The organism is Demequina aurantiaca (assembly GCF_000975135.1).
Lineage (GTDB): Bacteria > Actinomycetota > Actinomycetes > Actinomycetales > Demequinaceae > Demequina > Demequina aurantiaca.
In genome coordinates, this window is sequence record NZ_BBRF01000001.1 from 1,795,436 (window position 1) to 1,820,694 (window position 25,259).

26 protein-coding genes are annotated in these 25,259 nt (G+C 65.3%); 20 read left to right on the forward strand and 6 right to left on the reverse strand.

Translation table 11 applies throughout. From position 1 onward, the window contains the following. Positions 1-107: 107 nt before the first annotated feature. From dnaE to AOP73_RS08155, 9 genes are all read left to right on the forward strand, one after another. Positions 108-3,647 (forward strand): DNA polymerase III subunit alpha, encoded by a 3,540-nt coding sequence (dnaE, locus tag AOP73_RS08115; RefSeq protein WP_061964547.1) that lies wholly within the window; start codon positions 108-110, stop codon positions 3,645-3,647. 293 nt (positions 3,648-3,940) lie between these two features. Continuing rightward, complete coding sequence (locus tag AOP73_RS08120; protein WP_236683534.1) at positions 3,941-4,954, forward strand: SDR family oxidoreductase; 1,014 nt, start codon at positions 3,941-3,943, stop codon at positions 4,952-4,954. A gap of 138 nt (positions 4,955-5,092) precedes the next feature. Beyond that, a complete protein-coding gene (locus AOP73_RS08125) occupies positions 5,093-5,485 on the forward strand; it encodes a DUF4260 domain-containing protein (protein ID WP_061964550.1) in 393 nt (130 codons plus the stop codon). A 9-nt stretch (positions 5,486-5,494) separates the two neighbouring features. Further along, the gene (gene hisD, locus AOP73_RS08130; RefSeq protein WP_061964552.1) at positions 5,495-6,799 is read left to right on the forward strand and encodes a histidinol dehydrogenase; all 1,305 of its coding nucleotides are present in this window, start codon (positions 5,495-5,497) and stop codon (positions 6,797-6,799) included. Between the two features lie 18 nt (positions 6,800-6,817). Further along, the gene (locus AOP73_RS08135) at positions 6,818-7,246 is read left to right on the forward strand and encodes a hypothetical protein (RefSeq protein ID WP_061964554.1); all 429 of its coding nucleotides are present in this window, start codon (positions 6,818-6,820) and stop codon (positions 7,244-7,246) included. Continuing rightward, complete coding sequence (locus tag AOP73_RS08140; protein ID WP_061964556.1) at positions 7,243-7,668, forward strand: hypothetical protein; 426 nt, start codon at positions 7,243-7,245, stop codon at positions 7,666-7,668. The genes AOP73_RS08135 and AOP73_RS08140 overlap by 4 nt, the downstream gene beginning before the upstream one ends. A gap of 46 nt (positions 7,669-7,714) precedes the next feature. Next, positions 7,715-8,809, forward strand: coding sequence for a histidinol-phosphate transaminase (locus AOP73_RS08145; protein WP_061964558.1), 1,095 nt, complete (start codon positions 7,715-7,717; stop codon positions 8,807-8,809). Continuing rightward, positions 8,806-9,435 (forward strand): imidazoleglycerol-phosphate dehydratase HisB, encoded by a 630-nt coding sequence (gene hisB, locus AOP73_RS08150; RefSeq protein WP_061964560.1) that lies wholly within the window; start codon positions 8,806-8,808, stop codon positions 9,433-9,435. The genes AOP73_RS08145 and hisB overlap by 4 nt, the downstream gene beginning before the upstream one ends. Continuing rightward, positions 9,435-9,932 carry a hypothetical protein gene (locus AOP73_RS08155; protein ID WP_152650580.1) on the forward strand — a complete coding sequence of 166 codons (498 nt, stop codon included), beginning with the start codon at positions 9,435-9,437 and terminating at the stop codon, positions 9,930-9,932. Before hisB ends, AOP73_RS08155 begins: the two co-directional genes overlap by 1 nt. A 34-nt stretch (positions 9,933-9,966) precedes the next feature. Here the strand turns inward: AOP73_RS08155 and AOP73_RS08160 are convergent, their stop codons facing one another. After that, complete coding sequence (locus tag AOP73_RS08160; RefSeq protein ID WP_061964564.1) at positions 9,967-10,713, reverse strand: hypothetical protein; 747 nt, start codon at positions 10,711-10,713, stop codon at positions 9,967-9,969. A gap of 258 nt (positions 10,714-10,971) precedes the next feature. Between AOP73_RS08160 and hisH the strand changes: the two genes are divergently transcribed. The 3 genes from hisH to AOP73_RS08175 all read left to right on the forward strand — a co-directional run bounded on the left by hisH (position 10,972) and on the right by AOP73_RS08175 (position 13,207). Then, the gene (gene hisH / locus AOP73_RS08165; RefSeq protein ID WP_061964567.1) at positions 10,972-11,643 is read left to right on the forward strand and encodes an imidazole glycerol phosphate synthase subunit HisH; all 672 of its coding nucleotides are present in this window, start codon (positions 10,972-10,974) and stop codon (positions 11,641-11,643) included. Positions 11,644-11,733: 90 nt separating this feature from the next. After that, positions 11,734-12,471 (forward strand): bifunctional 1-(5-phosphoribosyl)-5-((5-phosphoribosylamino)methylideneamino)imidazole-4-carboxamide isomerase/phosphoribosylanthranilate isomerase PriA, encoded by a 738-nt coding sequence (gene priA, locus AOP73_RS08170; protein WP_061964569.1) that lies wholly within the window; start codon positions 11,734-11,736, stop codon positions 12,469-12,471. A 10-nt stretch (positions 12,472-12,481) separates the two neighbouring features. Then, a complete protein-coding gene (locus AOP73_RS08175) occupies positions 12,482-13,207 on the forward strand; it encodes an SseB family protein (protein WP_061964571.1) in 726 nt (241 codons plus the stop codon). A 4-nt stretch (positions 13,208-13,211) separates the two neighbouring features. On the opposite strand, the gene AOP73_RS08180 is transcribed toward AOP73_RS08175, so the two are convergent. The 5 genes from AOP73_RS08180 to AOP73_RS08200 form a co-directional block, all read right to left on the reverse strand. Further along, the gene (locus AOP73_RS08180) at positions 13,212-13,952 is read right to left on the reverse strand and encodes a S1 family peptidase (protein WP_061964573.1); all 741 of its coding nucleotides are present in this window, start codon (positions 13,950-13,952) and stop codon (positions 13,212-13,214) included. A gap of 3 nt (positions 13,953-13,955) precedes the next feature. Next, a complete protein-coding gene (locus AOP73_RS08185; protein WP_152650581.1) occupies positions 13,956-14,618 on the reverse strand; it encodes a hypothetical protein in 663 nt (220 codons plus the stop codon). A gap of 10 nt (positions 14,619-14,628) precedes the next feature. Next, positions 14,629-15,357 carry a S1 family peptidase gene (locus AOP73_RS08190; RefSeq protein ID WP_061964577.1) on the reverse strand — a complete coding sequence of 243 codons (729 nt, stop codon included), beginning with the start codon at positions 15,355-15,357 and terminating at the stop codon, positions 14,629-14,631. Continuing rightward, positions 15,354-15,890, reverse strand: coding sequence for a hypothetical protein (locus tag AOP73_RS08195; RefSeq protein WP_152650582.1), 537 nt, complete (start codon positions 15,888-15,890; stop codon positions 15,354-15,356). The genes AOP73_RS08190 and AOP73_RS08195 overlap by 4 nt, the downstream gene beginning before the upstream one ends. A gap of 135 nt (positions 15,891-16,025) precedes the next feature. Further along, on the reverse strand, positions 16,026-16,412 hold the full coding sequence (locus AOP73_RS08200) for a DUF1844 domain-containing protein (protein WP_061964581.1): 387 nt from the start codon (positions 16,410-16,412) through the stop codon (positions 16,026-16,028). A 234-nt stretch (positions 16,413-16,646) separates the two neighbouring features. On the opposite strand from AOP73_RS08200, the gene infC reads away from it, so the two are divergent. From infC to pheT, 8 genes are all read left to right on the forward strand, one after another. After that, a complete protein-coding gene (infC, locus tag AOP73_RS08205; RefSeq protein ID WP_269078518.1) occupies positions 16,647-17,501 on the forward strand; it encodes a translation initiation factor IF-3 in 855 nt (284 codons plus the stop codon). Positions 17,502-17,553: 52 nt separating this feature from the next. Next, positions 17,554-17,748: a 50S ribosomal protein L35 gene (gene rpmI, locus AOP73_RS08210; RefSeq protein ID WP_061964585.1), complete on the forward strand. Its 195-nt coding sequence runs from the start codon at positions 17,554-17,556 to the stop codon at positions 17,746-17,748. A 28-nt stretch (positions 17,749-17,776) separates the two neighbouring features. Beyond that, positions 17,777-18,160 carry a 50S ribosomal protein L20 gene (gene rplT / locus AOP73_RS08215; protein WP_061964588.1) on the forward strand — a complete coding sequence of 128 codons (384 nt, stop codon included), beginning with the start codon at positions 17,777-17,779 and terminating at the stop codon, positions 18,158-18,160. A gap of 12 nt (positions 18,161-18,172) precedes the next feature. Further along, positions 18,173-19,012 (forward strand): TrmH family RNA methyltransferase, encoded by an 840-nt coding sequence (locus AOP73_RS08220; RefSeq protein WP_061964590.1) that lies wholly within the window; start codon positions 18,173-18,175, stop codon positions 19,010-19,012. 102 nt (positions 19,013-19,114) lie between these two features. After that, positions 19,115-20,719 carry a sensor domain-containing diguanylate cyclase gene (locus AOP73_RS08225; RefSeq protein ID WP_061964592.1) on the forward strand — a complete coding sequence of 535 codons (1,605 nt, stop codon included), beginning with the start codon at positions 19,115-19,117 and terminating at the stop codon, positions 20,717-20,719. 82 nt (positions 20,720-20,801) lie between these two features. Beyond that, entirely contained in the window at positions 20,802-21,257 is a 456-nt protein-coding gene (locus AOP73_RS08230; protein ID WP_061964594.1) for a hypothetical protein, read from the forward strand. A gap of 72 nt (positions 21,258-21,329) precedes the next feature. Beyond that, on the forward strand, positions 21,330-22,418 hold the full coding sequence (locus tag AOP73_RS08235; RefSeq protein WP_061964596.1) for a phenylalanine--tRNA ligase subunit alpha: 1,089 nt from the start codon (positions 21,330-21,332) through the stop codon (positions 22,416-22,418). Then, positions 22,419-25,079 (forward strand): phenylalanine--tRNA ligase subunit beta, encoded by a 2,661-nt coding sequence (gene pheT, locus AOP73_RS08240; RefSeq protein ID WP_061964598.1) that lies wholly within the window; start codon positions 22,419-22,421, stop codon positions 25,077-25,079. Positions 25,080-25,259 lie beyond the last annotated feature (180 nt).

The window sequence follows — 25,259 nt, forward strand, 5'->3', positions numbered from 1 at the left end:
ACGGCATCGGCCGTGTGCGGGTGTCGCTGCGACCGCATCGTGAGACGGCGGCGCGAAGGGGCGTTTCGGTAACCGCGGTGTCGGTCGGCGCGCCTACAATCGGGGCTATGCCCGGCCAGGATTTCACTCACCTCCACGTCCACACCGAGTACTCCATGCTGGACGGCGCGGCCAGGATTGGCGACCTGATGGACGAGGTCAAGGCTCAGGGCCAGAGCGCCATCGCGACCACCGACCACGGGTACATCTTTGGTGCTTTCGACTTCTGGTCCAAGGCAAAGGCCGCGGGCGTCAAGCCCATCATCGGCCTTGAGGCCTACCTCACGCCCGGCACCGCGCGTGCCGACCGCACCCGTGTGAAGTGGGGCGACCAGTCACAGTCGTCGGACGACGTCTCCGCCAACGGCGCGTACACGCACGCGACTATGTGGGCGGAAACCACCGCCGGCATGCACAACCTGTTCCGGCTCGCCTCCCAGGCCAGCCTCGACGGCCACTTCCACAAGCCGCGCATGGACCGCGAGATTTTGCAGCGCTACTCCAAGGGCATCATCGCGACCACGGGATGCCCCTCCGGCGAGGTGCAGACCCGGCTGCGTTTGGGACAGTACAAGGAGGCAGTCAAGGCCGCCGCCGAGTTCCAGGACCTGTTCGGCAAGGAAAACTATTTTGTCGAACTGATGAACCACGAGCTTGGCATCGAGAAGCGGGTGATTCCGGATCTGCTGAAGATTGCCAAGGAGATTGGCGCGCCGCTGGTCGCGACCAACGACCTGCACTACACGCGGCGTGAGGACTCCGTCGCGCACGAGGCGTTGCTGTGCGTGCAGTCAGGCTCGACACTGAACGAGCCCACCTACGACCAGGGCGGCAAGCGCTTTGCCTTCAACGGCGACGGCTACTACGTGAAGTCCGCCGCGGAGATGTGGGACGTCTGGAGCGACCACCCCGAGGCGCTGACCAACACCATGCTGATCGCGGAGCGCTGCGAGGTGGAGTTCAACACCAAGGCGGACTACATGCCGCGCTTCGAGACTCCCGAGGGCGAGGACGAGCACTCGTGGTTTGTGAAGGAGGTCCAAGCGGGTCTCGAGAAGCGCTATCCCGCGGGAATCCCCGGCAACGTGCAGGAACGCGCGAACTTCGAGATCGAGGTCATCGCGGGCAAGGGGTACCCCGGCTACTTCCTGGTGGTTGCCGACTTCATCCAGTGGTCCAAGGCCAACGGCATTCGGGTGGGCCCCGGGCGTGGTTCCGGCGCCGGCTCGATGGCTGCGTACGCGATGGGTATCACCGACCTGGACCCCATCGTTCACGGTCTCTACTTTGAGCGCTTCCTTAACCCGGAGCGAGAGTCCAAGCCCGACTTCGACATCGACTTTGACGAGCGCCGCCGCGGCGAGGTCATTCGTTACGTCACGGACAAGTACGGCGAGGACAAGGTCGCCCAAATCGTCACGTACGGCACCATCAAGGCCAAGCAGGCGTTGAAGGACTCGGCGCGAGTGCTGGGCAAGCCGTACTCAGTAGGCGAGATGCTGACCAAGGCCTACCCCGAGCCGCAGCAAGGCCGCGACATGCCGCTGGCCGGCGTGCTCGACCCCAAGCACCCGCGTTACGGCGAGGGCAACGACTTCCGCGCGCTCATCGAATCCGACCCGGACGCCAAGGAGACGTTGGAGCTCGCGCAGGGCCTCGAAAACCTGAAGCGCCAGTGGGGCGTGCACGCGGCCGGCGTGATCATGTCCTCCGACCCGCTGATCGACATCATCCCCATCATGCGCCGCGAGGCCGACGGCGCAATCATTACCCAGTTCGACTACCCCACCTGTGAGGGCCTGGGGCTGGTCAAGATGGACTTTTTGGGGCTGCGCAACCTGACGATCTTGGACGATGCGCTTGAGAACATCGTCAACAACGGCAAGGACCCGCTGGTTCTTGAGGACCTGCCGCTCGAGGACGAGGAAGCGTTCAAGCTCCTGGGCCGCGGCGACACACTGGGCGTGTTCCAGTTGGACGGCGTGGCCATGCGCCAGCTGCTGCGTCAGATGCGTCCGGACTCGTTCGAGGACATCTCCGCTGTGCTTGCGCTGTACCGCCCGGGTCCCATGGGTGTGAACTCGCACACCAACTACGCGGAGCGCAAGAACGGCCGTCAGCAGGTGGACTACATCCACCCCGAGTTGACCGAATCGCTGACCGAGGTGCTCGAGGTCACCTACGGGCTGATCGTGTACCAAGAGCAGGTGCAGCGCGTCGCGCAGATCGTGGCCGGCTATACGCTCGGCGCCGCAGACCTGCTGCGTCGCGCCATGGGTAAGAAGAAGCCCGAGATCCTCGAGAAGGAGTTCGAGCCCTTCAGCGCCGGAATGCGCAAGAACGGGTTCTCCGACGAGGCCATCAAGGCACTGTGGGACACGCTGGTGCCCTTCGCCGACTACGCCTTCAACAAGGCACACACCGCCGCGTATGGAGTGCTGAGTTTCTGGACGGCGTACCTGAAGGCGCACTATCCGGTCGAGTTCATGGCGGCGCTGCTGACGTCGGTGGGCACGGACAAGGACAAGTCGGCGCTGTACCTGTCCGAGTGCCGCCGCATGGGGATCACCGTGCTGCCGCCGGACGTGAACGAGTCCATGGCGCGATTCTCCGCCGTGGGAGACGACATTCGCTTTGGCATGACCGCCGTGCGCAACGTGGGGCACAACGTGGTCGCGGAGATCGTCAAGACCCGCGAGGCCAAGGGCAACTTCACGTCCTTCTCGGACTTCCTCGACAAGGTTCCGGCGACCGTGTGCAACAAGCGCACCATCGACTCGCTGGTCAAGGCCGGCGGATTCGATTCCCTGGGCCACACGCGACGCTCGCTCAACGCGGTGCATGAGCAGGCCATCGACTCCGTGGTTGGCGTCAAGCGCAAGGAAGCGACGGGGCAGTTCGACCTGTTTGGCGACGACCCCGATGTGGGCGGCGGCGTGACGGTGGTCGTTCCCGAGCTCGAGGAGTGGGACAAGAAGACGCTGCTCAACTTTGAGCGCGACATGCTCGGCCTGTACGTGTCTGACCACCCGCTGTCCGGCTTGGACCACATCATCCGGTCCGAGGCCTCGCATCAGATTCTGGCCGCCACACCAGCAAACGGCGTGAAGGACGGCGACCAAGTGGTGTTTGCGGGACTGTTGACGCGCGTAGATAGGCGTATCGCGAAGTCTGGCAATCAGTACGCGATCGTGACCCTTGAGGACATGACGGGGGAGACCGAGATCTCCTTCTTTGGCAAGACCTACGAGACGTACGCGCGTGACCTGACGGATGACGCTGTGATCGCGATCAAGGCACGCTCGCGCGAGCGAGGCGACGGTGGTCTCCAGTTCAGTGCGGTCGAGGTGCGGATTCCCAACCTCAACGTGCAGGACACGTCGCCGGTTGTCATTACCTTGCCCGCGTCGCGCGTGACCCCGCCGCTGGTCGAGCAGGTTAAGGGCATCCTGGGCATGCACCCGGGAGGCATCGAGGTGCGCATGGTGCTGACTGGCACTGCGGATCCGGTCACGATGCGGTTGGACGACAAGTTCCGCGTGGCGCGTTCGAGTGCGCTGATGGGCGACCTCAAGGCCACCTTGGGCCCCAACTGCCTGCAGAGCTAGTTTCTAACTCCCACCCAACCTTCAGTTGGTCCGATTTGGCACGGGATCCGTGGGTGTCTGCGCCCTGTTGGTCCGTTTAGGTCCAAATCTGCGTAGCCCCGCAAGTGCCGCCTTGTATTGGTCCGATTTGGCACGGGATCCGAGGGTTCCAGCGCCCTGTTGGTCCGTTTAGGTCCGCACGCGCCGGCAAATGCTAGCCTCGACGCATGGCAACTCTCTGATCCGTGCGCACCGGCCACTGCCGACGTAGCGCACACCAGAGCCCCCGCACTCCGCCTCAAAGAAGGCAGTCGATGTGCGTCACCTTGAATCAGATCGGATCACGCATGCACCCCAGTCGTCAGGACCCCAGCATTCAGCAGTCCAACACCCAGCACCACAGCACCGCGCACGTCGACTCTGAGCAGTCCGACATTGACAAGTCCAACGACCGGTACCCCCTCGCCGGCAAGACCGCACTGGTGACGGGCGTATCGCGCCGCCGCGGCATCGGCTTCGCTGTGGCCACCAAGTTCTTGGAGCTAGGCGCCAGCGTCTTCTTCCATCACTACCGCCCGCACGACCTCGACCAGCCGTGGGGCGGCGACGAGATTGACGATGTGCGCGCCGGACTCGAGGCCGCGCGTGGAGGCGACGCGAGCATCGGCAGCCTGAGTGCTGACCTGAGTGATCCCGCCGAGATCCCGCACCTCATGGAGGTGGCGGAGGCGCTCACCGGCACGCTCGACATCCTGGTCTGCAACCATGCCAAGAGCGGTGACGATGGCTCGATCTTGGACATGACCGCTGACCGCCTGGACGCCATGTGGAGTGCGAATGCCCGCTCAACTTTGCTGCTGACCAGGCAGTTTGCGGAGATCCACGCTCCGCAGGCGCAGGATTACGAACCGCGTAGGCCCGGCGAACGCATCCCCTCGACCGGACCCCACGAAGCGCCGGCGGCCAGGGTGTTCTGGATGACATCGGGACAGATCCACGGCCCGATGCCGGGAGAGGTGGCGTACGCGACGAGCAAGGCCGCGCTCGCCGGGATTACCCCTACGGTTGCGAGCGAGCTACTCAAACTCGGCATCGTGTTGAACACCATCAACCCTGGTCCGGTCAATACTGGCTATCTCGACGCGGACATGACGGACAAGTCGCCCGAGGAGTTCCGGCAACTTCAGGAGTGGACGGCGACGACGGCGTTCGGCCGCTTCGGGCGCCCGACTGATTCCGCCAGCCTGATCGGCTGGCTCGCGACGGACGAGGGCGCATGGGTGGTTGGACAGGTGCTGACTAGTGATGGCGGCTTCAGCCTCGGGTAGAGCGGTGAGCGTGCAAAAACGGACCAGCACAATGCTCTGACCCTCCCAGAGCGTGCGAAAACGGACCAATAGCGGGCGGGAGCGAGGTTGGTTCGGTAGGCGTGAGCGGGAGGGCCGCCGCTTCCCTAGGCTGGTGTCATGAATCCAGTGAAATGGCAGCGAGTGGAAGCTGCAGCAGTCGCAATTGCAATCATCGTCGGAATGTTTGTCCTCGACTTTGGCTGGTGGTGGCTGTTGGCGCTGTTCCTGGTGTTCGACCTGTCCGCGCTGGGTTTTCTCGCGAACCCCAAGGTGGGTGCGGTCTTCTACAACGCGGTGCACAACTACGCGGGCCCCGCGCTACTCGTGCTGATCTACTTCGCGACCGACGCGAGCTGGGTCGCCCTGGTCGCGATGGTGTGGGCCTTCCACGTCGCGGTCGACCGCGCGCTGGGTTACGGGCTCAAGTACGAGGACGACTTCCAGCACACGCACCTAGGCTGGATCGGCAAGCGCAAGAGCGCAAGTAAGGAAAGTAGCTCACCCCAGTAGACTCGTCGCGTGCTTTCACTCATCGATCTTCGTGGCCAGAATCTCACCGCGCGCGAGCTGCTCAAGGTAGTGCCGCGCGCCGACGTCAACGTCGGCGACGCGCTCGCCACCGTCGAGCCGATCATTCACGACGTGCGCGAGCGTGGAGAGGTCGCGCTTCGCGAACTCGGCGAGAAGTTCGATGGCGTCAGTCCCGAGCACCTGCGGGTCCCAGCGGACGCCATCTCCGAGGCGCTCACCACGCTCGACCGCGACGTCCTGAACGCCCTCGAAGAGGCCATCACTCGGGTCCGCACGTATCACGAGGCGACTGTGCCGCCGGAGGTCTCCGTGGACCTCGCCGAGGGCGCGAACGTCACGCAGCGGTGGATCCCCGTGGGCCGCGTGGGACTCTACGTGCCAGGCGGTCTTGCCGTATACCCGAGCTCGGTCATCATGAATGTGGTCGCCGCGCAGGCGGCCGGCGTCGAGTCGATTGCAGTGACCAGCCCGCCGCAGAGCGAGTTCGGCGGCCTGCCGCACCCGACCATCCTGGCCGCGTGCGCCCTGCTCGGCATCACCGAGATGTACGCGGTGGGCGGCGCTCAGGCCATCGCGATGCTTGCCTACGGAGTTGACGACCTCTGCGACCCCGTGGACGTCATCACCGGCCCCGGCAACGTCTACGTTGCGGCGGCCAAGCGCGCCGTGCGCGGCGTGGTGGGCATCGACGCCGAGGCTGGCCCCACCGAGATCGCGGTCATCGCGGACTCCACCGCCAATCCCGACTTCATCGCCGCGGACCTGCTCAGCCAGGCCGAGCACGATCCTATGGCCGGCTCGGTGCTGATTACGGACGATGCCGCACTCGCCGAGGCGGTCGAGAAGGCTTTGGGTATGCGCGCCGATGCGACCAAGCACCTCGCGCGTACCAAGGAGGCGCTGAGTGGTCGCCAGAGCGCAGTCATCCTCACCAGCGGCATCGCGCAGTCCATCGCGGTTGCCGACGCGTACGGCGCTGAACACCTGGAGATTCACACTGCCGATGCCGCGGCCGTCGCGGCGAATATTCGCAACGCCGGCGCGATCTTCGTGGGACCACACAGCCCCGTGCCGTTAGGTGATTACCTCGCGGGCTCCAACCACGTGCTGCCCACCGGCGGCACCGCACGCTTCGCGAGTGGCCTCAACACCACGAGCTTCCTGCGCGCCGTCTCTGTGATCACTTACAGCGCCGATGCGCTGGCGGCGGTAGGGGACAAGGTGGTCGCGCTCGCGAACGCCGAGGACCTGCCGGCACACGGTGAGGCCATCACCGCGCGCACCAAGCCCTAGCGCCACTACATTGAGCGCATGAGACACGTGCGCTTCTCGCTGATCGTCGCGGTGGCGACAGCCGTGACCGTGCTCGCGGGCTGCTCCGAAAACGGCGGCGGCCCGACGGAGATTCAGGGTGGCGCAGAGGCTGCGTGCGCGGCGCCCGAGGTGGCGGTCACCCCAAACCCGGTGGTGGTCGGAGAGGCCGCGACGCTCGACGCGACCAACCTCGAGGCGACCTGCAATGACCAGGGCGAAGGCCCGGCGGCTCCCGCCGCGGACGTCACGGTGAGCCTGGAGGCGGTGGACGGTTCGTGGGGACCCTCTGACGTGGCGATGCTGGATGCAGCAGAGGACTTCACGGCGTCGGCAACATTTCTGTTGCCGAGCGATACGGTGCCGGGCTGGGTGAACGTGATGCTTGACGGCATCCAGTACGCAACCTTCGAGGTGGTCGCGCCATGATGACGAGGGTGCGCTCGGCGCTGACGTGCGCGAGCGGCGCGATCGTGCTGGCAGTTGCGCTTGCAGGCTGCTCTAACTTAGAAGGCGGGGAGTCGATGGCCGAGGCCTCGTGCGTGCCGATGACCGTCCACATAAACCCAACACCGGCCGTCATCGGCCAGGACGTGACCCTGGAGCTCGAGAACGTCCACGCCACGTGCAATGACACTGACCCGGAAGGCACAGCCCTCGAGGGGACGATCGTCGTGGGACTACGGGCCGACGACAGGTCCTGGGCCTCCAGCGGTCTCGCTACCGCAGACGTCAGCGCGGATCTGTCGACATCGGTAAAGGTGACGCTCCCCAGCGACACCCCGACAGGCACAGTGTTTATCACCGCGTATGACCGCGATATCGCGTCGATTGAGGTTGTAGCGCCGTAGTCGGCCCTGATAGGCCCACGCCCTGCTCGCCGCTAGACTGCCACCCATGACTCTGCCCCTGCGCCCTGAACTTGTCGGGCTTGAGCCGTATGGCGCTCCCCAACTCGAAGTCCGAGCGCGTCTGAACGTCAACGAGAACCCCTACTCACCGCCTCCCGCCGTCGCAGATGCGATCGCGACGGCCGTTCGCAAGGCAGCCGAGGGGCTCAACCGTTACCCTGACCGCGACTTCACAGCGTTGCGCGCCGACCTCGCGAAGTACCTTGCGACCGAGAGTCACGTCGACTTTCTCGAGGTGCGCAATATCTGGGCCGCGAACGGCTCGAACGAGGTCATGCTGCACCTCCACCAGGCCTTCGGCGGCCCGGGTCGCACCGTGCTCAGCTTCGCGCCGACCTATTCGATGTATCCGGAGTACGCCCGCGACTCGTTGACCGAGTTCGTGACGTTGCCGCGCAATGAGGATTTTAGCCTCGACATCCCGGCCGCCGTGGCCGCGATCGCGGAGAAGAAGCCCACTCTGGTGATTGTCGCCAGCCCGAACAACCCCACGGGCACGGCGCTGCCGCTTGATGACGTCCGACAGCTAGTCGATGCCGCCCAGGCCGTGCCGGGAGGCTGCGTCCTGGTTATCGACGAGGCTTACGGCGAGTTCCGCAGAAGCGGTGTTCCCAGCGCTGCGAGCATCCTGCCCGAGTACCCCAACCTCGCGATCAGCCGCACCATGTCCAAGGCCTTTGCACTGGCCGGCGGCCGACTGGGCTACCTCGCAGCGCACGAGCCCGTGGTGGACGCACTGCGCGTGGTTCGCCTGCCGTATCACCTGAGCGCCGTGACGCAGGCGACCGCCCGCGCGGCGCTCGCGCACAGTCGCGTGCTTCAGGCCCAGGTAGATGAGATCCGCGCCGAGCGCGACGAGACGGTCACGTGGCTTAAAGATCAGGGCTACACGGTTGCGGACACGGACGCGAACTTCGCGCTGTTCGGGCCGTTTGAGGACAGGGTCAAGGTTTTTGAGGGACTCCTCGAGCGTGGAGTGTTGATCCGCGTCGTCGGTCCCGAAGGATGGTTGCGCGTGTCCATCGGCACGCCCGCAGAAATGGCGCTGTTCCGCGCCGCACTACTGGAGGTCACGGCATGAGTGAGACGGCATCGGCTATGGAAAAGGGAACCCGCACGGGCCGCATCGAGCGCGCTACCAGCGAGTCCAGCGTGCTCGTGGAGCTGGACCTCGACGGCTCCGGCACCACCGAGATCAGCACCGGCGTGCCGTTCTACGACCACATGCTGACCGCGTTGGGCAAGCACTCCCTCATGGATCTGAAGGTTCAAGCCACGGGCGACGTGCACATCGACAGCCACCACACCGTCGAGGACGTCTCGATCTGCATCGGCGAGGCACTCAAGCAGGCGCTCGGCGACAAGGCTGGCATTTCCCGCTTTGGCGACGCGATGGTGCCGCTTGACGAGGCACTCGCACAGTGCGTCGTGGACGTGTCGGGACGCCCATACTTTGTGCACGTGGGCGAGCCGGTCGGCCAGGCCACCCACCTCATCGGCGGTAATTTCGCGGGCTCGCTGACGGCTCACGCCCTCGAGTCCATCGCTCACCACGCGGGCATCTGCGTGCACATGCGCGTGCTCGCGGGCCGCGACCCGCACCACATCGTGGAGGCCCAGTTCAAGGCGCTCGCGCGGGCGTTGCGTTTTGCGGTGGCGGCCGACTCTCGGGTCAGCGGGATTCCGTCGACCAAGGGTGCGCTGTAGTGAAGGAAGCGACGCCTATGGGCCGGCCGGCCGAGGCATCGGAGGAGAAGGCGACGGTCGCGCTGCTCACCCCGCTGCCCAATGGCAAGGTGCTGGCCGCGCTGTGCTCGCTCAACAGCATCGACGGCAAGGTTATTGAGACCGGTGCCGGCGCGTTCGCTGTGCTCGACGACACCTCCGAGGGCGCTGTCGACAACGCGGGCAAGGCGATCTCCACGTTCCTCAAGGAGCAGCCGATGCTCGCCATGGAGCGTCGTGGCGGTCACATCACGATTCACCGCTGGTCGGCGGGGGAGAAGGGTGAGTCGCTGTCGCCCGGTTTCGCGCTGGACCAGGCGCCCAGTGCCATCACCAACTTGATGATGGGCACCGAGAACATCGAAGACTTTGCCGTGACGCATCCGGACAAGGTTCACGACGCCAACATGGGTCGCTTCAAGGCGTTCAAAGAACTACGCAAGATGGCTAAAGAGGCGAACCGCAGAGAAGGTCTGTGAGCGACGAGGCACTCAACGCGAACCCGTTCGCGGCCTACTTGGGGTTGATGCCCCGCAGTCGTACCGCGTCCTCGGCGGCGCGCACCTTGGCCATGCTTTCCTGTTCGGCCGCGTCGTAGCGCGCCTGAGCATTGTTGGCCTCGATGGTCGCGTTTGAATTCGCTTCGGCGACCTCCTGCTCCGCGGCCGCCACGGCATCGTCCCGTTGCTTCTGCAGCGTCTCCACGTGCGCCGCGGCGCTCGTGATCTTGGCGGCCAGGGCGCGGACCTCGGCCTCCTTACCGAGAGCGAACGTCACCACATCGGAAATGCCGTTGCCGCCGAGTGTCAGTGCTACGGTCCGGGTATCCACCGCATCGTCCGTGCCCTCCACGCCATCGGCGACGGCGGGTGAGCCCGTGATGTCCGCGCTCGCTGTGGTCTGGGGTGTGATCGCATATTCGCCCGATGGTGTGGTGATCATCAGGCCAGTAAATGACACGGTGCCGTTCGCGCCCTTCAGCGAGTCGATCTTGTCGCTGCCAATGGCGGTCGCCTCCCTGAGGCGATCCTCGGCGCGTTTGGTGCGCTTGCGGGATTCCTTCTCGGTGGCCTTGAGGTCGCTGGCGAGTTCACTGATACGGGTCGAGTATTGCTCCTTGGCATAGACGAGCTCGCGCTCCTCCGGGGTCAGCGCGGCGAAGGTGCGGGCCTTGCGCCGACGAATCGCCACGACCAATACGACCGCGAGTACTGCGACGATGGCCAGGCCGACGATGATGAGTACGGTGTTGCTGTCCATGATGTGCCCCTATGCCCGTGAGTAATTCCTACTATTCACAGTAGTCGGCGCGGTGGATTGGTGCTCAGCGGAGGGAGCGGTCCAGAACGGACCACTAGGGCGCAGAAACCTGCGAGAGCGTGTGAAATCGGACCAATAGGGAACGGGGCCCGGGATGGGGTCGCGAGTCGGTGCGGGTGCGGGTGCGGGTGGAAGGCAGCGGGTGCAGGTGGAAGGCAGTGGGGGAGCGGGGCGGTCAGTCCCGGTAAACTTGCGGCCATGTCTGCTCCCCTCGTCTGCGTCCTCGACTACGGCTTTGGCAACGTGCGCTCTGCCGTGCGCGCCCTGGAGCACGTGGGCGCACGGGTGGTCCTTACCGATGACCGCGTCGTCGCCGAGAATGCCGACGGGCTCATCGTCCCCGGAGTGGGAGCCTTCGAGGCGGTCATGACCGGCCTTAAGCAGGTGCGCGGCGAACAAATCATCGGCCGTCGTCTCGCGGGAGGACGCCCCGTGATGGGCATCTGCGTGGGCATGCAGGTCATGTTCGAGAAGGGCGTCGAGCACGGCACCCAGACGGATGGCCTGAACGAGTGGCCCGGCACCATCGAACGGCTACAAGCCCCGGTGGTCCCCAACATGGGCTGGGCAACGGTCGAGGCCCCCGAGGGCAGCGCGTTGTTCGACGGCATCCGCGACGAGCGCTTCTACTTTGTCCACTCGTACGGCGCCCGCGCCTTCCCGCTCGGCACCACCGAAGATACGGGTCGGTTCGCACCCCCGAGTGTCACGTGGTCCACGGCAGGAACCCCCACGGCCGATGCGCCCGATGCCGGGGACAGGTTTGTCGCCGCGGTGGAGAACGGCCCGCTCAGCGCCACCCAGTTCCACCCGGAGAAGTCCGGCGAAGCTGGCCTGCACCTGCTGCGCAACTGGCTCGCTACGCTATAGACCGACATCGTGAAGCCCGCGCGCTACATCACGAACACCGCGGACGATGACAAGACTTAGTCCACCCAGACCCACCCGAAAGAGAACCCCGTGACCGACGCAACTCGCCTCGAACTCCTGCCCGCCGTCGACGTTGCCGATGGCCAGGCCGTCCGCCTCACCCAGGGTGAGGCCGGCTCCGAGACCAGCTACGGCGATCCCCTCAGTGCTGCGCTCGACTGGGTCAAGGGCGGCGCCGAATGGATTCACCTGGTGGACCTCGATGCAGCGTTTGGACGCGGCTCCAACGCCGAACTCCTCGCCTCCGTAGTCAAGGCAGTCGACGTCAAGGTGGAGATGAGCGGTGGTATTCGTGACGACGAGTCGCTCAAGCGCGCGCTCGCCACCGGCTGCACCCGCGTGAACCTCGGAACCGCGGCGCTCGAAAACCCTGAATGGACCGCGTCTGCCATCGCCGAGTACGGCGACCGCATCGCCGTGGGCCTCGACGTGCGCGGCTCCACGCTCGCCGCTCGCGGCTGGACCAAGGACGGTGGCGACCTCTGGGAGGTTCTCGCCCGTCTGGACGCCGAGGGCTGCTCACGCTACGTCGTGACGGACGTCAAGAAGGACGGCATGCTGTCGGGCCCCAACATCGAACTACTGATGGAGGTCTGCGAGGCCACCAAGGCACCCGTGGTCGCCTCGGGTGGCATCAGCTCGCTCGACGACATCGCGGCGCTGCGCACCGTGACCGGACTCGGCATCGAGGGCGCCATCGTGGGCAAGGCGCTCTACAACGGCAACTTCACCCTTCCGCAGGCACTGGACATCGCGGGCCGCCCGTAGCATTGAAGCTATGAGCGACGGCGAGCCCTTCAAGGAGATCCCCGAGTCGATCTTCGCGGACGACGACGGTAGCGCCGACGCGCGCCTCGCCCAGGCACTCATCAAGTATTCGCGCGGCAAGGCGCCACTGACTGACGTGGTGGATGCGCTCGCGTACGCGCGCGTGCTGGTTCCCGTGCTCGCCTCTGGGGACGAGCGTTTCATCGGCAAGCACGGGCTTGAGCAGGACGAAGTCGCCTCGACAGGAGTGGTCGCCGTGCAGATGCCCGACGGCCGCGCCGCGCTGCCCGTGTTCACGGACGTGGACGCGATGAAGGCCTGGAACGCGGAGGCCCGCCCCATCCCCGCGGAGGGGCCCCGCGCGGCGCTCGCGGCCATGGCGGAGGAGTGGAGCACCCTCGTGATCAACCCTGGGATGGAGACCGTCCTGATCCCGCGCCCGGCAGTGTGGGCGCTAGGCCAGGGCGAGGACTGGAAGCCGGCCGTGACGGACGGCGTCGTTGACGGAGAGATTCTGGAGGCGGTGCGCGCCGCGGTGCGCACCGACGCACAATTGCGGGGCGTGGACGCGGTTGCCGGCCGTGGGGCCGAGGTCGCCATTGTGCTCAGCCTCGCCGCGGGCCTCACTCAACCCGAGGTCGACGACCTCGTGCAGCGGGTGCAGAGCCAGCTCGCCCAAAGCAGTGTGGTCGCGACCAGGATCGATAGCCTCGAGCTGCGTCTGGCCCAGGCCTGAGCGACTACCCGCAGTCAGCGTCATTCGGCAGCTGAAGCGACGTGTCCGACAGGAACGTGTTCAGTGACTGCAGGGTGACCGCAAAGCTCTCTCCCTTTTTGTCCGTCGCGTAGAGGACTCCCACCACCTGGCCGTTGGGGTCATAGACGGCGGAGCCGGAATTGCCGTGCTCGGCCTCCACCTTGATGAGGTCGACGTCGTCGCGGCCCTGGCCAATAGTGTCGGGCACGCGCTTCACATACGGCCCGGTGCGAGTCTCGAGTGGTCCGCCGAGGGGGTAGCCCACGACGTCCAGTTCGTCGTCCGGCGCGGGTTCGGCGCTACCGATGGGGGCCGCGAACTCCAGCGGCTCGTCGACGGTCACTAGCGCGAGGTCCGCGAAGTCGGCCATCACGGAGGACGTTCCCTCGTACTGCTCACCGTCGTACGTGGTCAGCGTGATGTTTTGCGCGTCCTCGACCACGTGACGGTTGGTGACGACCGTATGCGCGTCCAGCATGAAGCCAGAGCCCACGGTGAACTCGTCGCACGTGCGCGCCCGGATCCGCAACGCGGCATGCTCCTGGTCGGTGAATCCATCGGCGACAGTGACCGCGGCGACGCTGGGCGAGGCGGACGGTGTGGGAGTGGTGGACGTGTTCGCGGTGTCAGGTGCGGTCGACGGCAGGGGCGGCGGCGACTGCGGCAGGACGGAGCAACCGGCAAGCGCGACCGCGGCGGGGACCAGCAGCAGAAGGCGGCGCACGTGTCAGCTCGACTTAAGTGAGGCCTGGTAGTCCAGGTAAGACTGTTCGACGTCACTGCAGTAATTGGAGACGTCGCGACCCTCCGCCGCGAGGCTCGAGGCCGTATAGCGTGATGCGTTCTCGAGATGAGAGATGTGGCTGGCTTGAGCCTCTGCGCACTGCTGGAAGGAGTCAGCCAGCTCGGTCAGAAAGGCCGCCTGGTCCTTGGCGTTCGCCGAGCTGTCGGCAAGATCGGTGACCTTGCCCGTGGCGCCCTCGAGGTTCTCCTGAGCGTTGGTGAGTTCCGCCTGCAGGCCCTGGATCTGCGCGTTGTTTTCCGCAACGTCCGCGTTCAGCGAGGCCACCTGGGTGCGTAGCTCGTCGTTTTGATCCTGCCATTGTTCGTTGATCACCCACAGGTACGCGGCAAGCGTGGCGAGTCCGGCGCACACCACCGCCAACACCACCACCCACCCTCGAGCATGCGACTTCTTGACGGGAGGCGGGGAGAAAGCGGTAGGTGGCGAAGCATCGGCGGACGATGCAGCGGTGGTGTGGGGCGGGTCGCTGCGGACCGGAGGCGGTGAGGTGGAGGAGAACACCGGCAGGCCGCTCTTTGGCGCGACGACAGGGAACCGTGTTTCCCTGTCGCTCGGCCTGCTGGTGGGCTCGTCGTTCGTGCTCATGGAGTCATGCCTAGCACTGTGCGGCTTCGGGCACCAGTAGCGAGGTCTCGTCCAACAGCGTCTTCAGGGTAGAGACGGGCACTATGAAACTCTGGTTGGACTTGTTTTTGGCGTAGACCACGCCCACCACTCGCCCGTCCTCGTCGAGCACCGGAGACCCGGATGAGCCCGGCTCGACGGTGGCCGTCGTGGCCAGCACGGCGCCGATCGCACTACCGAGCGGATCCGGAGACTCGCCCAACACGATCCCGGATACCGTGCTGAGGCGGCCGCCCTTGGGGTAGCCCACCACGGTGACGACATCGGACTCGACGGGGTCCTGGCGGGCGACGTTGGCGAACGTTCCTCCCAGTGACTCTTCGGTGGTGATGATGGCGATGTCGGCGACCGTGGTCGTAGACGCGGTGGTCGCGTTGATCGACCGGCCGTCGTAGGTTTGAACCTGAATCTTCTTGGTGTCCTCGATCACGTGGCGGTTGGTGACGAGGGTGTGGGCGTCCAGGGCAAAGCCGGTGCCGGTCGAGATGAATCCACACCCCACGTTGCGCACCCGCACGGTCATGCGCTGAGCGGCGGTGAAGCCGTCGGGGGACAGGGCGCCGGGTCCTTCGCCGGGGGAGACCGAGGGCGCAGGAACAAAGTTGGTCGGCAGTGAGCCTGGCGCGTCGGGTAGCAGGCTGCAACCAGACAGCGCCAACGTGCACGCGGCGACCAAGGCGGCAACAGACCGTGACCTCACTGCGCGAGTTCCTTCTGCAGGTTGGAGTTGGCCTTCTCTGCGTTGTCGCACAGTTCCTTCACGCTGTCCTGATAGTCGGTGATCTCCTCGGGCGTGTATTCCTCGTCGCTGGCGAGGGTCTCGGCGAGTTCCTGCTGCCCATCCGTGCAGCGCTGCAGCCCGTTGGCGACGGACGCGGCTTTCGCGAGCAGGTCCTCGGTTGCCTCGACTTGTTGTTGTGCAAACTCCGTGTCGTCGCGCCACTGCGCTTTCTGGTCGGACAGCTGGAGCACGGTGTCCTTGGAGTTCGACAATTGCTCTTCGAGTAGGTCGATGTTGTCGTTCAGGCGCACGTTTTCGGTCTTCTCGTCCGCGACCTGCTTGCCGAGGACGTAGCTCGTGTCGGTGATCTCGTCGACCTGACTCGACCACTCGTTCGAGCGCACGCTCGCCTCGTAGGTCATGGTGGTCGAGGCGGCCAGTAGGCCCAGCAAGATGAGGATCGCTACGATCCAGGGCCACCGGCGGCGAGGCTTCGCGGTGCTAGTGCGCATTCGCGGGGAGGTTTCGACATCACCAGGCGCGGCGTCGCTTTGTACACCGGTCTGCGCGTCAGACACCTCAGTGTCTTCAATGCGAGATTCGGTTTTTACGCGGCCTTCGTCCGCCTCTGGTGTGTCGTCTGCCAATTAAGCCACTGCTCCCGTGTATTTCTCACCCGGACCCTCACCCGGTACGTCCGGAATGACCGAAGCCTCCCGGAATGCCAACTGTACGCTCCTGAGTCCATCGCGGAGCGATCGAGCGTGAGTGTCGCCTAGGTCCGGCGCGGCGGCGGTCACGAGTCCTGCCAGGGCGTTGATGATGGTGCGTGCCTCATCGAGGTCCTGGTATTCCTCGCCGTCGTCTGCCAGACCGCATCGCAACGCGGCTGCACTCAATAAGTGAACGCTTACAGTAGAGATAAGTTCCACGGCATTGACCTCGGAAAGGTCACGCGCGGGATCGTTGGGGGAGTCCGCGAAGAAGCGGTCGAGGGGCTGGTTTGGCTCAGGTGCCTGATTTATGTCGCTCATAGTGATATTCTGTCTTACTGACCGGCCGTGGGATCTCCCGCGGCGCGCAAGTGGAGTCCACCTCCCACCTTCGGACCAGAACATGGATCGGGGTATGTCACCGGTGTTGGCCGTGCAGATTGCACGGAAGGCGCACGGTACTTGGTGGCCTTTGCTCGCGTTCGAGCAGGGGCCTTTTTCTTTGCCCGGCGGTAGGAACTGACTACACAAGGAGCCACCATCAACGAGCCCCGCATCAACGAGCGCATCCGAGTCCCGGAGGTGCGCCTTGTCGGCCCCGCCGGCGAACAGGTTGGTATCGTCCGCATTGAGGACGCGCTCCGTCTTGCGCAGGAAGCTGACCTCGACCTGGTTGAGGTTGCACCCAACTCGCGTCCCCCGGTCGCCAAGCTCATGGATTATGGCAAGTTCAAGTACGAAGCCGCGGTGAAGGCTCGCGAAGCACGTCGCAACCAGGCCAACACTGAGATCAAGGAGATGCGTTTCCGTCTCAAGATCGATGAGCATGACTACGAGACCAAGAAGGGCCACGTCATCCGCTTCCTCAAGGGCGGCGACAAGGTCAAGGTCACGATCATGTTCCGTGGCCGCGAGCAGTCGCGCCCCGAGATGGGTCGCCGCCTGTTGCAGCGCCTCGCCGAGGACGTCGCGGACCTGTCGATTGTCGAGAACGCTCCCACGCAGGAGGGGCGCAACATGTCCCTCGTGCTCGGCCCGCTGAAGAAGAAGGCCGAGGCGCGCGACGAGGCACGCAAGGAGCGCGAAGCGAAGAAGGCAGCCGATGCTGCCGAACGTGCCGCGCTCAAGGCGGAAAAGGCAGCGACAGGCGCAGCAGCAGCCGATGCCGCACCAGCTGAGGCTCCGGCCGAGGTTGTCGCGGACGAGGCTGCGGACACGCCAGTTGCCGAGGGGACCGCACCCAAGCCTGTTGCCAAGAAGGCCGCGCCTAAGCCCGCGGCCAAGGCGGCACCCAAGCCTGTGGCCAAGCCAGCACCAAAGCCGGCTGCCAAGAAGGCACCAGCAAAGAAGGCTCCGGCCAAGACCACAGCAGCGGAGGCCCCGGCCGCCGCAGAGACTTCGGGCGAATAGCCCGTTACTACGTGCCGAGTCGTAAGACTCGGCCTGACACGAAAGGGCAGTCATGCCGAAGAACAAGACCCACTCGGGTTCCAAGAAGCGCTTCAAGCTCACGGGTACCGGCAAGGTAAAGCACGCTCACGCAATGAACGTGCACAAGTTTCAGGAGAAGACGAGCTCGCGCAAGCGTCGCGTCGCCGTGGACGGAATCCTTTCCGCTCCCGACTCGAAGAAGATCAAAAAGCTGCTGGGCAAGTAACCGCCCCCTCGAAACAAGGAGTTAGAAAATGGCACGCGTCAAGCGGGCGGTCAACGCCCAGAAGAAGCGCCGCAGTACCCTCGAGCGGGCTGCGGGTTACCGCGGTCAGCGCTCGCGCCTGTACCGCAAGGCAAAAGAGCAAGTCACCCACTCAATGGTGTACGCCTATGGCGACCGCAAGAAGCGTAAGGGTGACTTCCGTCGTCTGTGGATCCAGCGTATTAACGCTGCGGCTCGCGCAAACGACATGACGTACAACCGTCTGATCCAGGGCCTCAAGCTCGCGGAGATTGAGGTTGACCGTCGCATGCTCGCCGAGATCGCCGTGACCGACCCCAAGGCGTTCACCGCACTCGTCGCGCTTGCCAAGAAGGCACTGCCCGCCGACGTGAACGCCCCTGCGGCCGCGTAAGCGAATAGAGCAATGACAGAACGCCCCACGGGGCCCCACTTCACGCCTACCTTCACCAACGCGAAGGCCGAGCGAGTCAAGCAGGTGCGGGCCCTGGCGGGGCGTTCTGCGCGTTCCAAGACCGGCAGAATGCTGGTTGAGGGGCCCCAAGCCGTGCGCGAGGCGGTGCGTTTTGCGCCCGGCCGCGTCCGCGACCTTTTCATGACCGAGGACTCGGCGACTCGCTACAGCGAGATCGTCGCCGATGCTGAGGCCGCTGAGATGTATCTTCACATCGGCACCCCGGCCGTCCTCGAGGCCATGAGCCCCGACGGTCAGGGCGTTGTCGCGGTCCTCGACAACGCGGGCATCTCACTCGATGACGCGCTGGCCGCTGACACCCCTCCGCGCCTCGTGGTGGTCCTCAGCAACGTGCGCGACCCCGGCAACGCCGGCACCGCGATCCGCGTGGCCGATGCTGCGGGCGCCGATGCCGTCGTGCTGGCGGGAGAGAGTGTCGACCCCTCCAATCCCAAGGTGATCCGCGCATCGGCCGGAAGCCTTTTCCACGTGCCAGTGGTGCGCTCCCTTCCCCTCGACGATGCGCTCGCTGCACTCGCCGAGGCGGGTATGCAGATTGTTGCGGCAGACGGCTCGGGTAGCGCTGAACTGGGCGACGGTGACGCAGGTGACGCGTTCCTTGCCAAGCCCACCGCCTGGGTGTTCGGCAACGAGGCGTGGGGCCTGCGCGAGGAGGAGTTGGCACTTGTCGACTCCGTCGTGCGCATCCCCATTTACGGCAAGGCTGAGAGCCTGAACCTGGCAACAGCGGCCTCCGTGTGCCTTTACGCCAGCGCGCGGGCTCAGCGCTAGACGCGGTTACGCCCCTGTTCAAGGTGACGATTGGGTCACACTCCACGCATGATGCCAGCGCGTTTATATTTTTGCGCACGTGAGCGGGCGTAACGTGAACGCATGAACGTGAGCGCAGGCCGTCGTCCTCGCTCGCTCAGCCGTTCCCGGAGCCTGCTCATCGGGGCGGCGGTTCTGATCGCGATCCTGCTGGTGCAGATGGTCACGTCCGTCATTGGCGCCGTGGTCGCGCAACGACAGGCGGTGGATGCGGCTAAGGACACGTTCTCCTACGTCGGAGACCTGACGGCGGAACGGGTGTCTCGTTTTGCCCAGGCGGGCGAGGAGGTCGTGGGCGCCACGACGGCGGCGATCGACGACGCAGACACCGTCACGCTCGACGACGCCGCCCATCTGATGTACCTGGCTTTGGAACGCGCGCCCGAGGTGCGGGGTGCCTACGTCGGATTCCCCGACGGGACTTTTGTGTCGGTGAGCCACGTCGGCACCGGGTACACGTCGCAGCGAGTGGAGATTGCGCCGGAGTACCGCGTCACACAGATCACCTACGACGCGACGTTCGCATCGATCGCCACCGAGGAGCTGGACCTGCGCTACGACCCGCGCGAGCGGCCCTGGTACATCGCGGGCGCGGACTCACTCAATACGGTCTGGACCCAGCCGTACTTGCTGTTCGACACCAACGTGACGTTCGCGTCCGTGACTCGTGCCTCACGGGACAGGGATGGGGTCCATGCTGTTATTGGTGCGGACCTGGACGTTGACCAGATGGCGACCGTGCTCGACAACTTGCCGCTGGGTGACGGCGCCGAGGCATTCGTGATGTCTCCCGACCGGAGGGTGATCGCCGCACCGTCCAGCTATCGGGAACAGCTGCGAGCGACCGCGGGGCTCAGGGGAGAGGTGCCGCAGGCGAGCGACATCGGTGTGGGTTCGGAGGCGGTAGCGACGTCGTACGAGGACGGCGACGTCTTTGGCCGTGACGATGGTCGCCTCACGTTGGAACGGGGCTTTCGTAAGAAGGAGGGATTAGATTGGATCCTTCACCTTGAGGCTGACGAGAGTCAGTTGTCGCCGGGACTGGATCGCTTGCAGTTGACGATCTATGCGATAACCGCGTTCTCCGCGCTGATGGTGATTGCCGTCGCGGTACTGATGTACCGCATGTGGCGACCGCTGCGCCGGCTAAGCGTCCGTGCACGCACCGATCAACTGACCGGTCTAGCCAACCGCCACGAATACCGCGCCCGCGGTAATGCGATGCTGCGGCGAGCGCAGTCGCGTGGCGACACGGTGGTGGTGGCCGCGTTCGACATGGACAATTTCAAGGACGTGAACGACGCATTCGGTCACCTGGCAGGAGACACCGCACTCAGGGTCGCCGGAGATGCGTTGCTGGCCGCGTCCCGCGAGAGTGACGTGGTGGCACGTATGGGCGGCGACGAGTTTATGGTGATGCAGGTGGTGGCGGAAGGCGCCGATGCCGCAGAGGTTGTTGAGCGCGTGCGGGCGGCGGTGGTCCACACGGTTCAAACCACTACCGCTGGTGGTGACCGGGTGGGGCTGACCGCCGGCTACACCCTGTCGCGTGAGGGCTCGTTCGACCTGGACGGGCTGACAGCGCAGGCGGATGCGGCACTGCTGTACGGCAAGCGCAACGGCAAGGGTGCGACATACCGCTACGAGCGCCCCGCCGAGCCCAAGTAGCGGCTCTCGCTGACGTGCCGCGCAACATTGCGGACACATGCACGAGGTATTCTCGCCACATTCACATGTGAGGGAGCATCAGATGGACAACGTCCAGAAGCTGGACATCGAGGGCGCGCGCGACACCGTAGAGGTCGACGGCGTATTTGGCGTGTTTTACAAGATTCGAGTGGGTGGCGAGGTCGTGCGGCGCGGCAAGGGCGGCTGGGACGTGCCGATGCGCAACGGCAGCACGTCAAAACTGACCGCACGCGGACTCATTCCGGGATTTCAAAAGCTCTACCTCGACAACACGCCCATCTACGCGATGGGGGCACACGTCGACCTCGGCATGCGCATCCTCATGTTCTTGCCGTTCATCTTGATTCTCATCAATTACTTCCTCGGCCTAGTGCTCGCGCTCGTCCTGTTCTTCTTGAACATCTCAGTGGTCAAGAATCCACACATGCCCGCCGCCGTGCGCATCATCCTGCCGGTGGCCAACACCCTCGCGGGTGGGCTGTTGCTGTTCCTGCTGGCTGGGCTGCTGTACTCGTAGTCTCGCTCCACAGTGGGGCGCCGTGTGCCAGGTAGGATTGTCGGGACTTCTTACGCCACCTGGAAAGCAGACATGACTGACCTGTCACCACTGGACGCCGAGGGCGTCTCCGCTGCCGTTGAGGAGGCGCTAGCCGCCTTCGCCGCAGCGAGCACACTCGAGGACCTCAAGGAAGCCCGCCTGGCTCACACCGGCGACAAGGCTCCCATCTCGCTGGCGAACCGCCAGATTGGTGGCCTCGACTCCGCCGACAAGGCCGCCGCAGGCAAGAACATGGGCATGGCCCGTGGTCGCCTGAACAAGGCGCTCGAGTCTCGCCAAGCCGAGCTCGAAGCCGAGCGCGACGCCCGTGTGCTGGTCGAGGAGGCCGTGGACGTCACACTGCCCGTCGAGCACGCACTCGTCGGCGCCCGCCACCCGCTCGAGACCCTGCAGGAGTCGATGTGCGATGTGTTCGTCGCCATGGGCTGGGAAGTTGCCGAGGGGCCCGAACTCGAGGCCGAGTGGTTCAACTTCGACGCTCTCAACTTTGATCCCGATCACCCCGCGCGGGAGATGCAGGACACGTTCTTCATCGATCCGCCCGAGTCGGGTCTGCTGTTGCGTACCCACACGTCACCCGTGCAGATTCGCGCAGCGCTAGCCCGCAAGGAGGCGCTCGAGTCCGAGGGCCGTGGCATCTATGTCATTTGCCCCGGCAAGACGTTCCGCACCGACGAGCTCGACGCCACGCACACGCCCGTGTTCCACCAGATCGAGGGCCTGGCCATCGACAAGGGCCTCACCATGGCTCACCTGAAGGGAACGCTCGACTTCTTTGCCCGCGCCATGTTTGGCCCCGATGCCGTGACGCGCCTGCGTCCGTCGTACTTCCCGTTCACGGAGCCGAGCGCAGAGATGGACCTGCGCTGCTTCGTGTGCGGCGGTGAAGATACCTCCTGCCGCACGTGCTCCGGCACCGGCTGGATCGAGTGGGGCGGCTGCGGCATGACGCACCCGAACGTCCTGCGCGCCGCAGGAATCGACCCCGACGAGTACACCGCCTTTGCCTTCGGCATGGGCGTGGAGCGGACACTGATGTTCCGCCACGGAGTCAAGGACATGCGCGACATGGTCGAGGGCGATATTCGTTTCTCGCAGCAGTTTGGGGTGGAGATTTAAATGCCAAAGGTACCGCTGAGTTGGCTCGCTGAGTCCGTCGACCTGGTTGATGGGTCCTCCGCCGAGGATGTCGCCGCGGCGCTCGCGCGCGTGGGTCTTGAGGAAGAGGGAATCGAGGGCCCTCCCGTCAAGGGCCCGCTGGTCGTCGGCCGCGTGCTGTCGTTGGTCAAGGAGACCGCGAGCAACGGCAAGACTGTGAACTACTGTCGCGTGGACGTGGGCGAGCACAACGATGAACCCATCACCGAGGGCTACGACAACGTCGGTCAGGTAGAAGGCAAGGGGCCGGATGCTGGTCACTTCTTCACGCCCAGCCGCGGCATCGTCTGTGGTGCGCACAACTTTGTCGAGGGCGACTACGTCGTCGTCGTGCTTCCCGGCGCGGAACTGCCTGGACCGTTCCCCATCTCGGGTCGCAAGACGTACGGCCACTGGTCCGACGGCATGATCTGCTCCGCCAAGGAGCTGGGCTTGGGTGAGGAGCACGATGGCATCATCGTGTTGCAGTCACCTTCGCGAGACGCCGATGCTGAGTTCGGCGGTTTTGGTCTGGCTCACTTGGAGCCGGGTCAGGACGCGATCGAGTTGCTTGGCCTCGACGAGAACACCATCGAGATCAACGTGACCCCGGACCGCGGCTACTCGTTCTCGATTCGTGGTGTGGCGCGTGAGTACGCGCACGCCACGGGGCAGGAGTTCCGCGACCCTGCCGCCCTCAAGACCCCGGAGAGGACCTTCGGCGGCTTCGCCGTCGAGATCGACGACCCCGAACCCGTGCGAGGCAACGTCGGCGCCGACCGCTTCGTGGCGCGCATCGTGCGTGGATTCGATCCCACCGCACCAAGTCCCACCTGGATGAAGAGCCGCCTGACCGCATCGGGAATGCGGCCCATCTCGCTGGCCGTCGACGTCACCAACTACGTGATGCTCGAGCTGGGACAGCCGTTGCACGCCTACGACCTCGCCAAGGTGACGGCACCGATCGTGGTGCGTCGCGCATCGGCGAGCGGTGAACTGTCCGCCATCTCGACGCTGACCACGCTGGACGACGCTGAGCGAACGCTCGATGGCGAGGACCTGCTGATTTGCGACTCCGAGGGTGGGCGCGGCGCGCGCGCCATCGGCATCGCGGGTGTCATGGGAGGTGCGGACACCGAGGTGTCGGACACCACCACCGACATTCTGCTCGAGGGCGCGCACTTCGACCCCATCACCATCGCGCGCTCGGCCCGCCGTCACAAGCTGGGATCCGAGGCCTCGCGCCGGTTTGAGCGTGGCGTGGACACGCAGCTCGCGCCCGTCGCGGTGCAGCGTGCCATCGACCTGCTAACCAAGTTCGGTGGCGGCGAGGTCGACCACCAGGTCACCGACGTCAACACCACCGTCGCCCCCACGCCTATCGAGATGCGCGTGGACTTCCCCGGGTCGATTGTTGGCGTGGAGTACACCCAGGCGGGCGTCATCGGCGCCCTCGAGCAGGTGGGCTGCACCGTCAAGTTGTTCGAGGCGCTGTCCGAGCCGGACTCGCTGACGGTCACGCCGCCCACGTGGCGGCCCGACCTCACCGACGCGATCAACCTGGTGGAGGAGGTGGCGCGCCTGCACGGGTTCGAGAACTTGCCGTCGGTGCTTCCCGTCGCGCCTCCCGGTCACGGTTACACGCACTCGCAGAAGGTGCGCAAGTCCGTCGCGCGCGGTCTCGCGGATCGCGGGTTGACGCAGGTGCTGACCTACCCGTTCATCTCGGAACAGCGTCTGGACGACATGCTGATTCCGGACGGCGATCCGCGTCGCGACCTGGTGCGTCTGGCAAATCCGCTGAGTGCGGAGCTGCCCCTCATGCGCACGTCGCTCATCCAGACCCTGGTGGATGCGCTCAAGGTCAACTTGGGCCGCGGCGCCCAGGATGTCGCGATCTACGAGGTGGGACGCGCGTACCAGTCCGGTCGTATCGGTGATGTACCGCGCAGTTTCAGCGGCAACGCGATCACGCCCGACGACGTCGAGGCGCTCAACGAGGCGCTGCCGATGCAGCGCCGACGTGTGGCGGGCCTCATGACCGGGCAGCGCACGCCGTCCGGTTGGCATGGCACCGGCGCGGCCTTTGACTGGACCGATGCTCTGGCTGCCGCTCAGGCGGTCGCGCAGATGGCGGGGGTCACGATTGTGGCGGCTGCCGAGGCGCACATGCCGTGGCACCCGGGCCGATGCGCCACGTATCGTCTTGAGGACGGCACCTTTGTGGGTCACGCTGGCGAGTTGCACCCCAAGGTGCTAGAGACCCTCGGTCTGCCCGCCCGTACCGTTGCGTTCGAGATGATCCTGGACCCGATGGTCGAGTTCCGCGAGGGTCAGATCACTCTGGCCGAAGCCGTCAATGCTCAGCCGCTCGCCAAGGAGGACTTCGCGTTCGTCGTGGCCTCCAACGTGGCCGCCGGTGACCTCGTGGCGTGCGTCAAGCGCGCCGGGGGAGACCTGATCGAGGACGCGCGTGTGTTCGACGTCTACGCGGGCGAGCAGGTGGGCGAGGGCAAGAAGTCGCTGGCCGTGGCGGTGCGCATGCGTGCTGCGGACAAGACACTGTCCGCCGAGGACGTGCTCGAGGTGCGCAAGGCGATCATCGCTGCTGCGGAGGGTGAGTTCGAGGCAGTGCTCCGCTAGCCGAGCTGCGGGACCCGAATCTAGGTGCTTAGAAGTGCACAGCAGGATCTCCAATGGAGCAACTCGTTAATACACCCGCTCGGCAGCACGCTCGCGAGCATGCGACCTGGAAGATAGTCGTTGCTCGTGGTGGTGGCGCGGGTGCGCCGAGCCTCCCTGAATCCGTCTAGTTTTAACAGA

What these genes read in the sequence shown, in the direction of transcription:
- dnaE (WP_061964547.1), top strand. Translation starts at nt 108, where the DNA reads ATGCCCGGCCAGGATTTCACTCACCTCCACGTCCACACCGAGTACTCC.
- AOP73_RS08120 (WP_236683534.1), top strand. Translation starts at nt 3,941, where the DNA reads ATGTGCGTCACCTTGAATCAGATCGGATCACGCATGCACCCCAGTCGT.
- AOP73_RS08125 (WP_061964550.1), top strand. Translation starts at nt 5,093, where the DNA reads ATGAATCCAGTGAAATGGCAGCGAGTGGAAGCTGCAGCAGTCGCAATT.
- AOP73_RS08135 (WP_061964554.1), top strand. Translation starts at nt 6,818, where the DNA reads ATGAGACACGTGCGCTTCTCGCTGATCGTCGCGGTGGCGACAGCCGTG.
- AOP73_RS08140 (WP_061964556.1), top strand. Translation starts at nt 7,243, where the DNA reads ATGATGACGAGGGTGCGCTCGGCGCTGACGTGCGCGAGCGGCGCGATC.
- AOP73_RS08145 (WP_061964558.1), top strand. Translation starts at nt 7,715, where the DNA reads ATGACTCTGCCCCTGCGCCCTGAACTTGTCGGGCTTGAGCCGTATGGC.
- hisB (WP_061964560.1), top strand. Translation starts at nt 8,806, where the DNA reads ATGAGTGAGACGGCATCGGCTATGGAAAAGGGAACCCGCACGGGCCGC.
- AOP73_RS08160 (WP_061964564.1), bottom strand. Translation starts at nt 10,713, where the DNA reads ATGGACAGCAACACCGTACTCATCATCGTCGGCCTGGCCATCGTCGCA.
- hisH (WP_061964567.1), top strand. Translation starts at nt 10,972, where the DNA reads ATGTCTGCTCCCCTCGTCTGCGTCCTCGACTACGGCTTTGGCAACGTG.
- AOP73_RS08175 (WP_061964571.1), top strand. Translation starts at nt 12,482, where the DNA reads ATGAGCGACGGCGAGCCCTTCAAGGAGATCCCCGAGTCGATCTTCGCG.
- AOP73_RS08185 (WP_152650581.1), bottom strand. Translation starts at nt 14,618, where the DNA reads ATGAGCACGAACGACGAGCCCACCAGCAGGCCGAGCGACAGGGAAACA.
- AOP73_RS08195 (WP_152650582.1), bottom strand. Translation starts at nt 15,890, where the DNA reads ATGCGCACTAGCACCGCGAAGCCTCGCCGCCGGTGGCCCTGGATCGTA.
- AOP73_RS08200 (WP_061964581.1), bottom strand. Translation starts at nt 16,412, where the DNA reads ATGAGCGACATAAATCAGGCACCTGAGCCAAACCAGCCCCTCGACCGC.
- rpmI (WP_061964585.1), top strand. Translation starts at nt 17,554, where the DNA reads ATGCCGAAGAACAAGACCCACTCGGGTTCCAAGAAGCGCTTCAAGCTC.
- rplT (WP_061964588.1), top strand. Translation starts at nt 17,777, where the DNA reads ATGGCACGCGTCAAGCGGGCGGTCAACGCCCAGAAGAAGCGCCGCAGT.
- AOP73_RS08220 (WP_061964590.1), top strand. Translation starts at nt 18,173, where the DNA reads ATGACAGAACGCCCCACGGGGCCCCACTTCACGCCTACCTTCACCAAC.
- AOP73_RS08225 (WP_061964592.1), top strand. Translation starts at nt 19,115, where the DNA reads ATGAACGTGAGCGCAGGCCGTCGTCCTCGCTCGCTCAGCCGTTCCCGG.
- AOP73_RS08230 (WP_061964594.1), top strand. Translation starts at nt 20,802, where the DNA reads ATGGACAACGTCCAGAAGCTGGACATCGAGGGCGCGCGCGACACCGTA.
- AOP73_RS08235 (WP_061964596.1), top strand. Translation starts at nt 21,330, where the DNA reads ATGACTGACCTGTCACCACTGGACGCCGAGGGCGTCTCCGCTGCCGTT.
- pheT (WP_061964598.1), top strand. Translation starts at nt 22,419, where the DNA reads ATGCCAAAGGTACCGCTGAGTTGGCTCGCTGAGTCCGTCGACCTGGTT.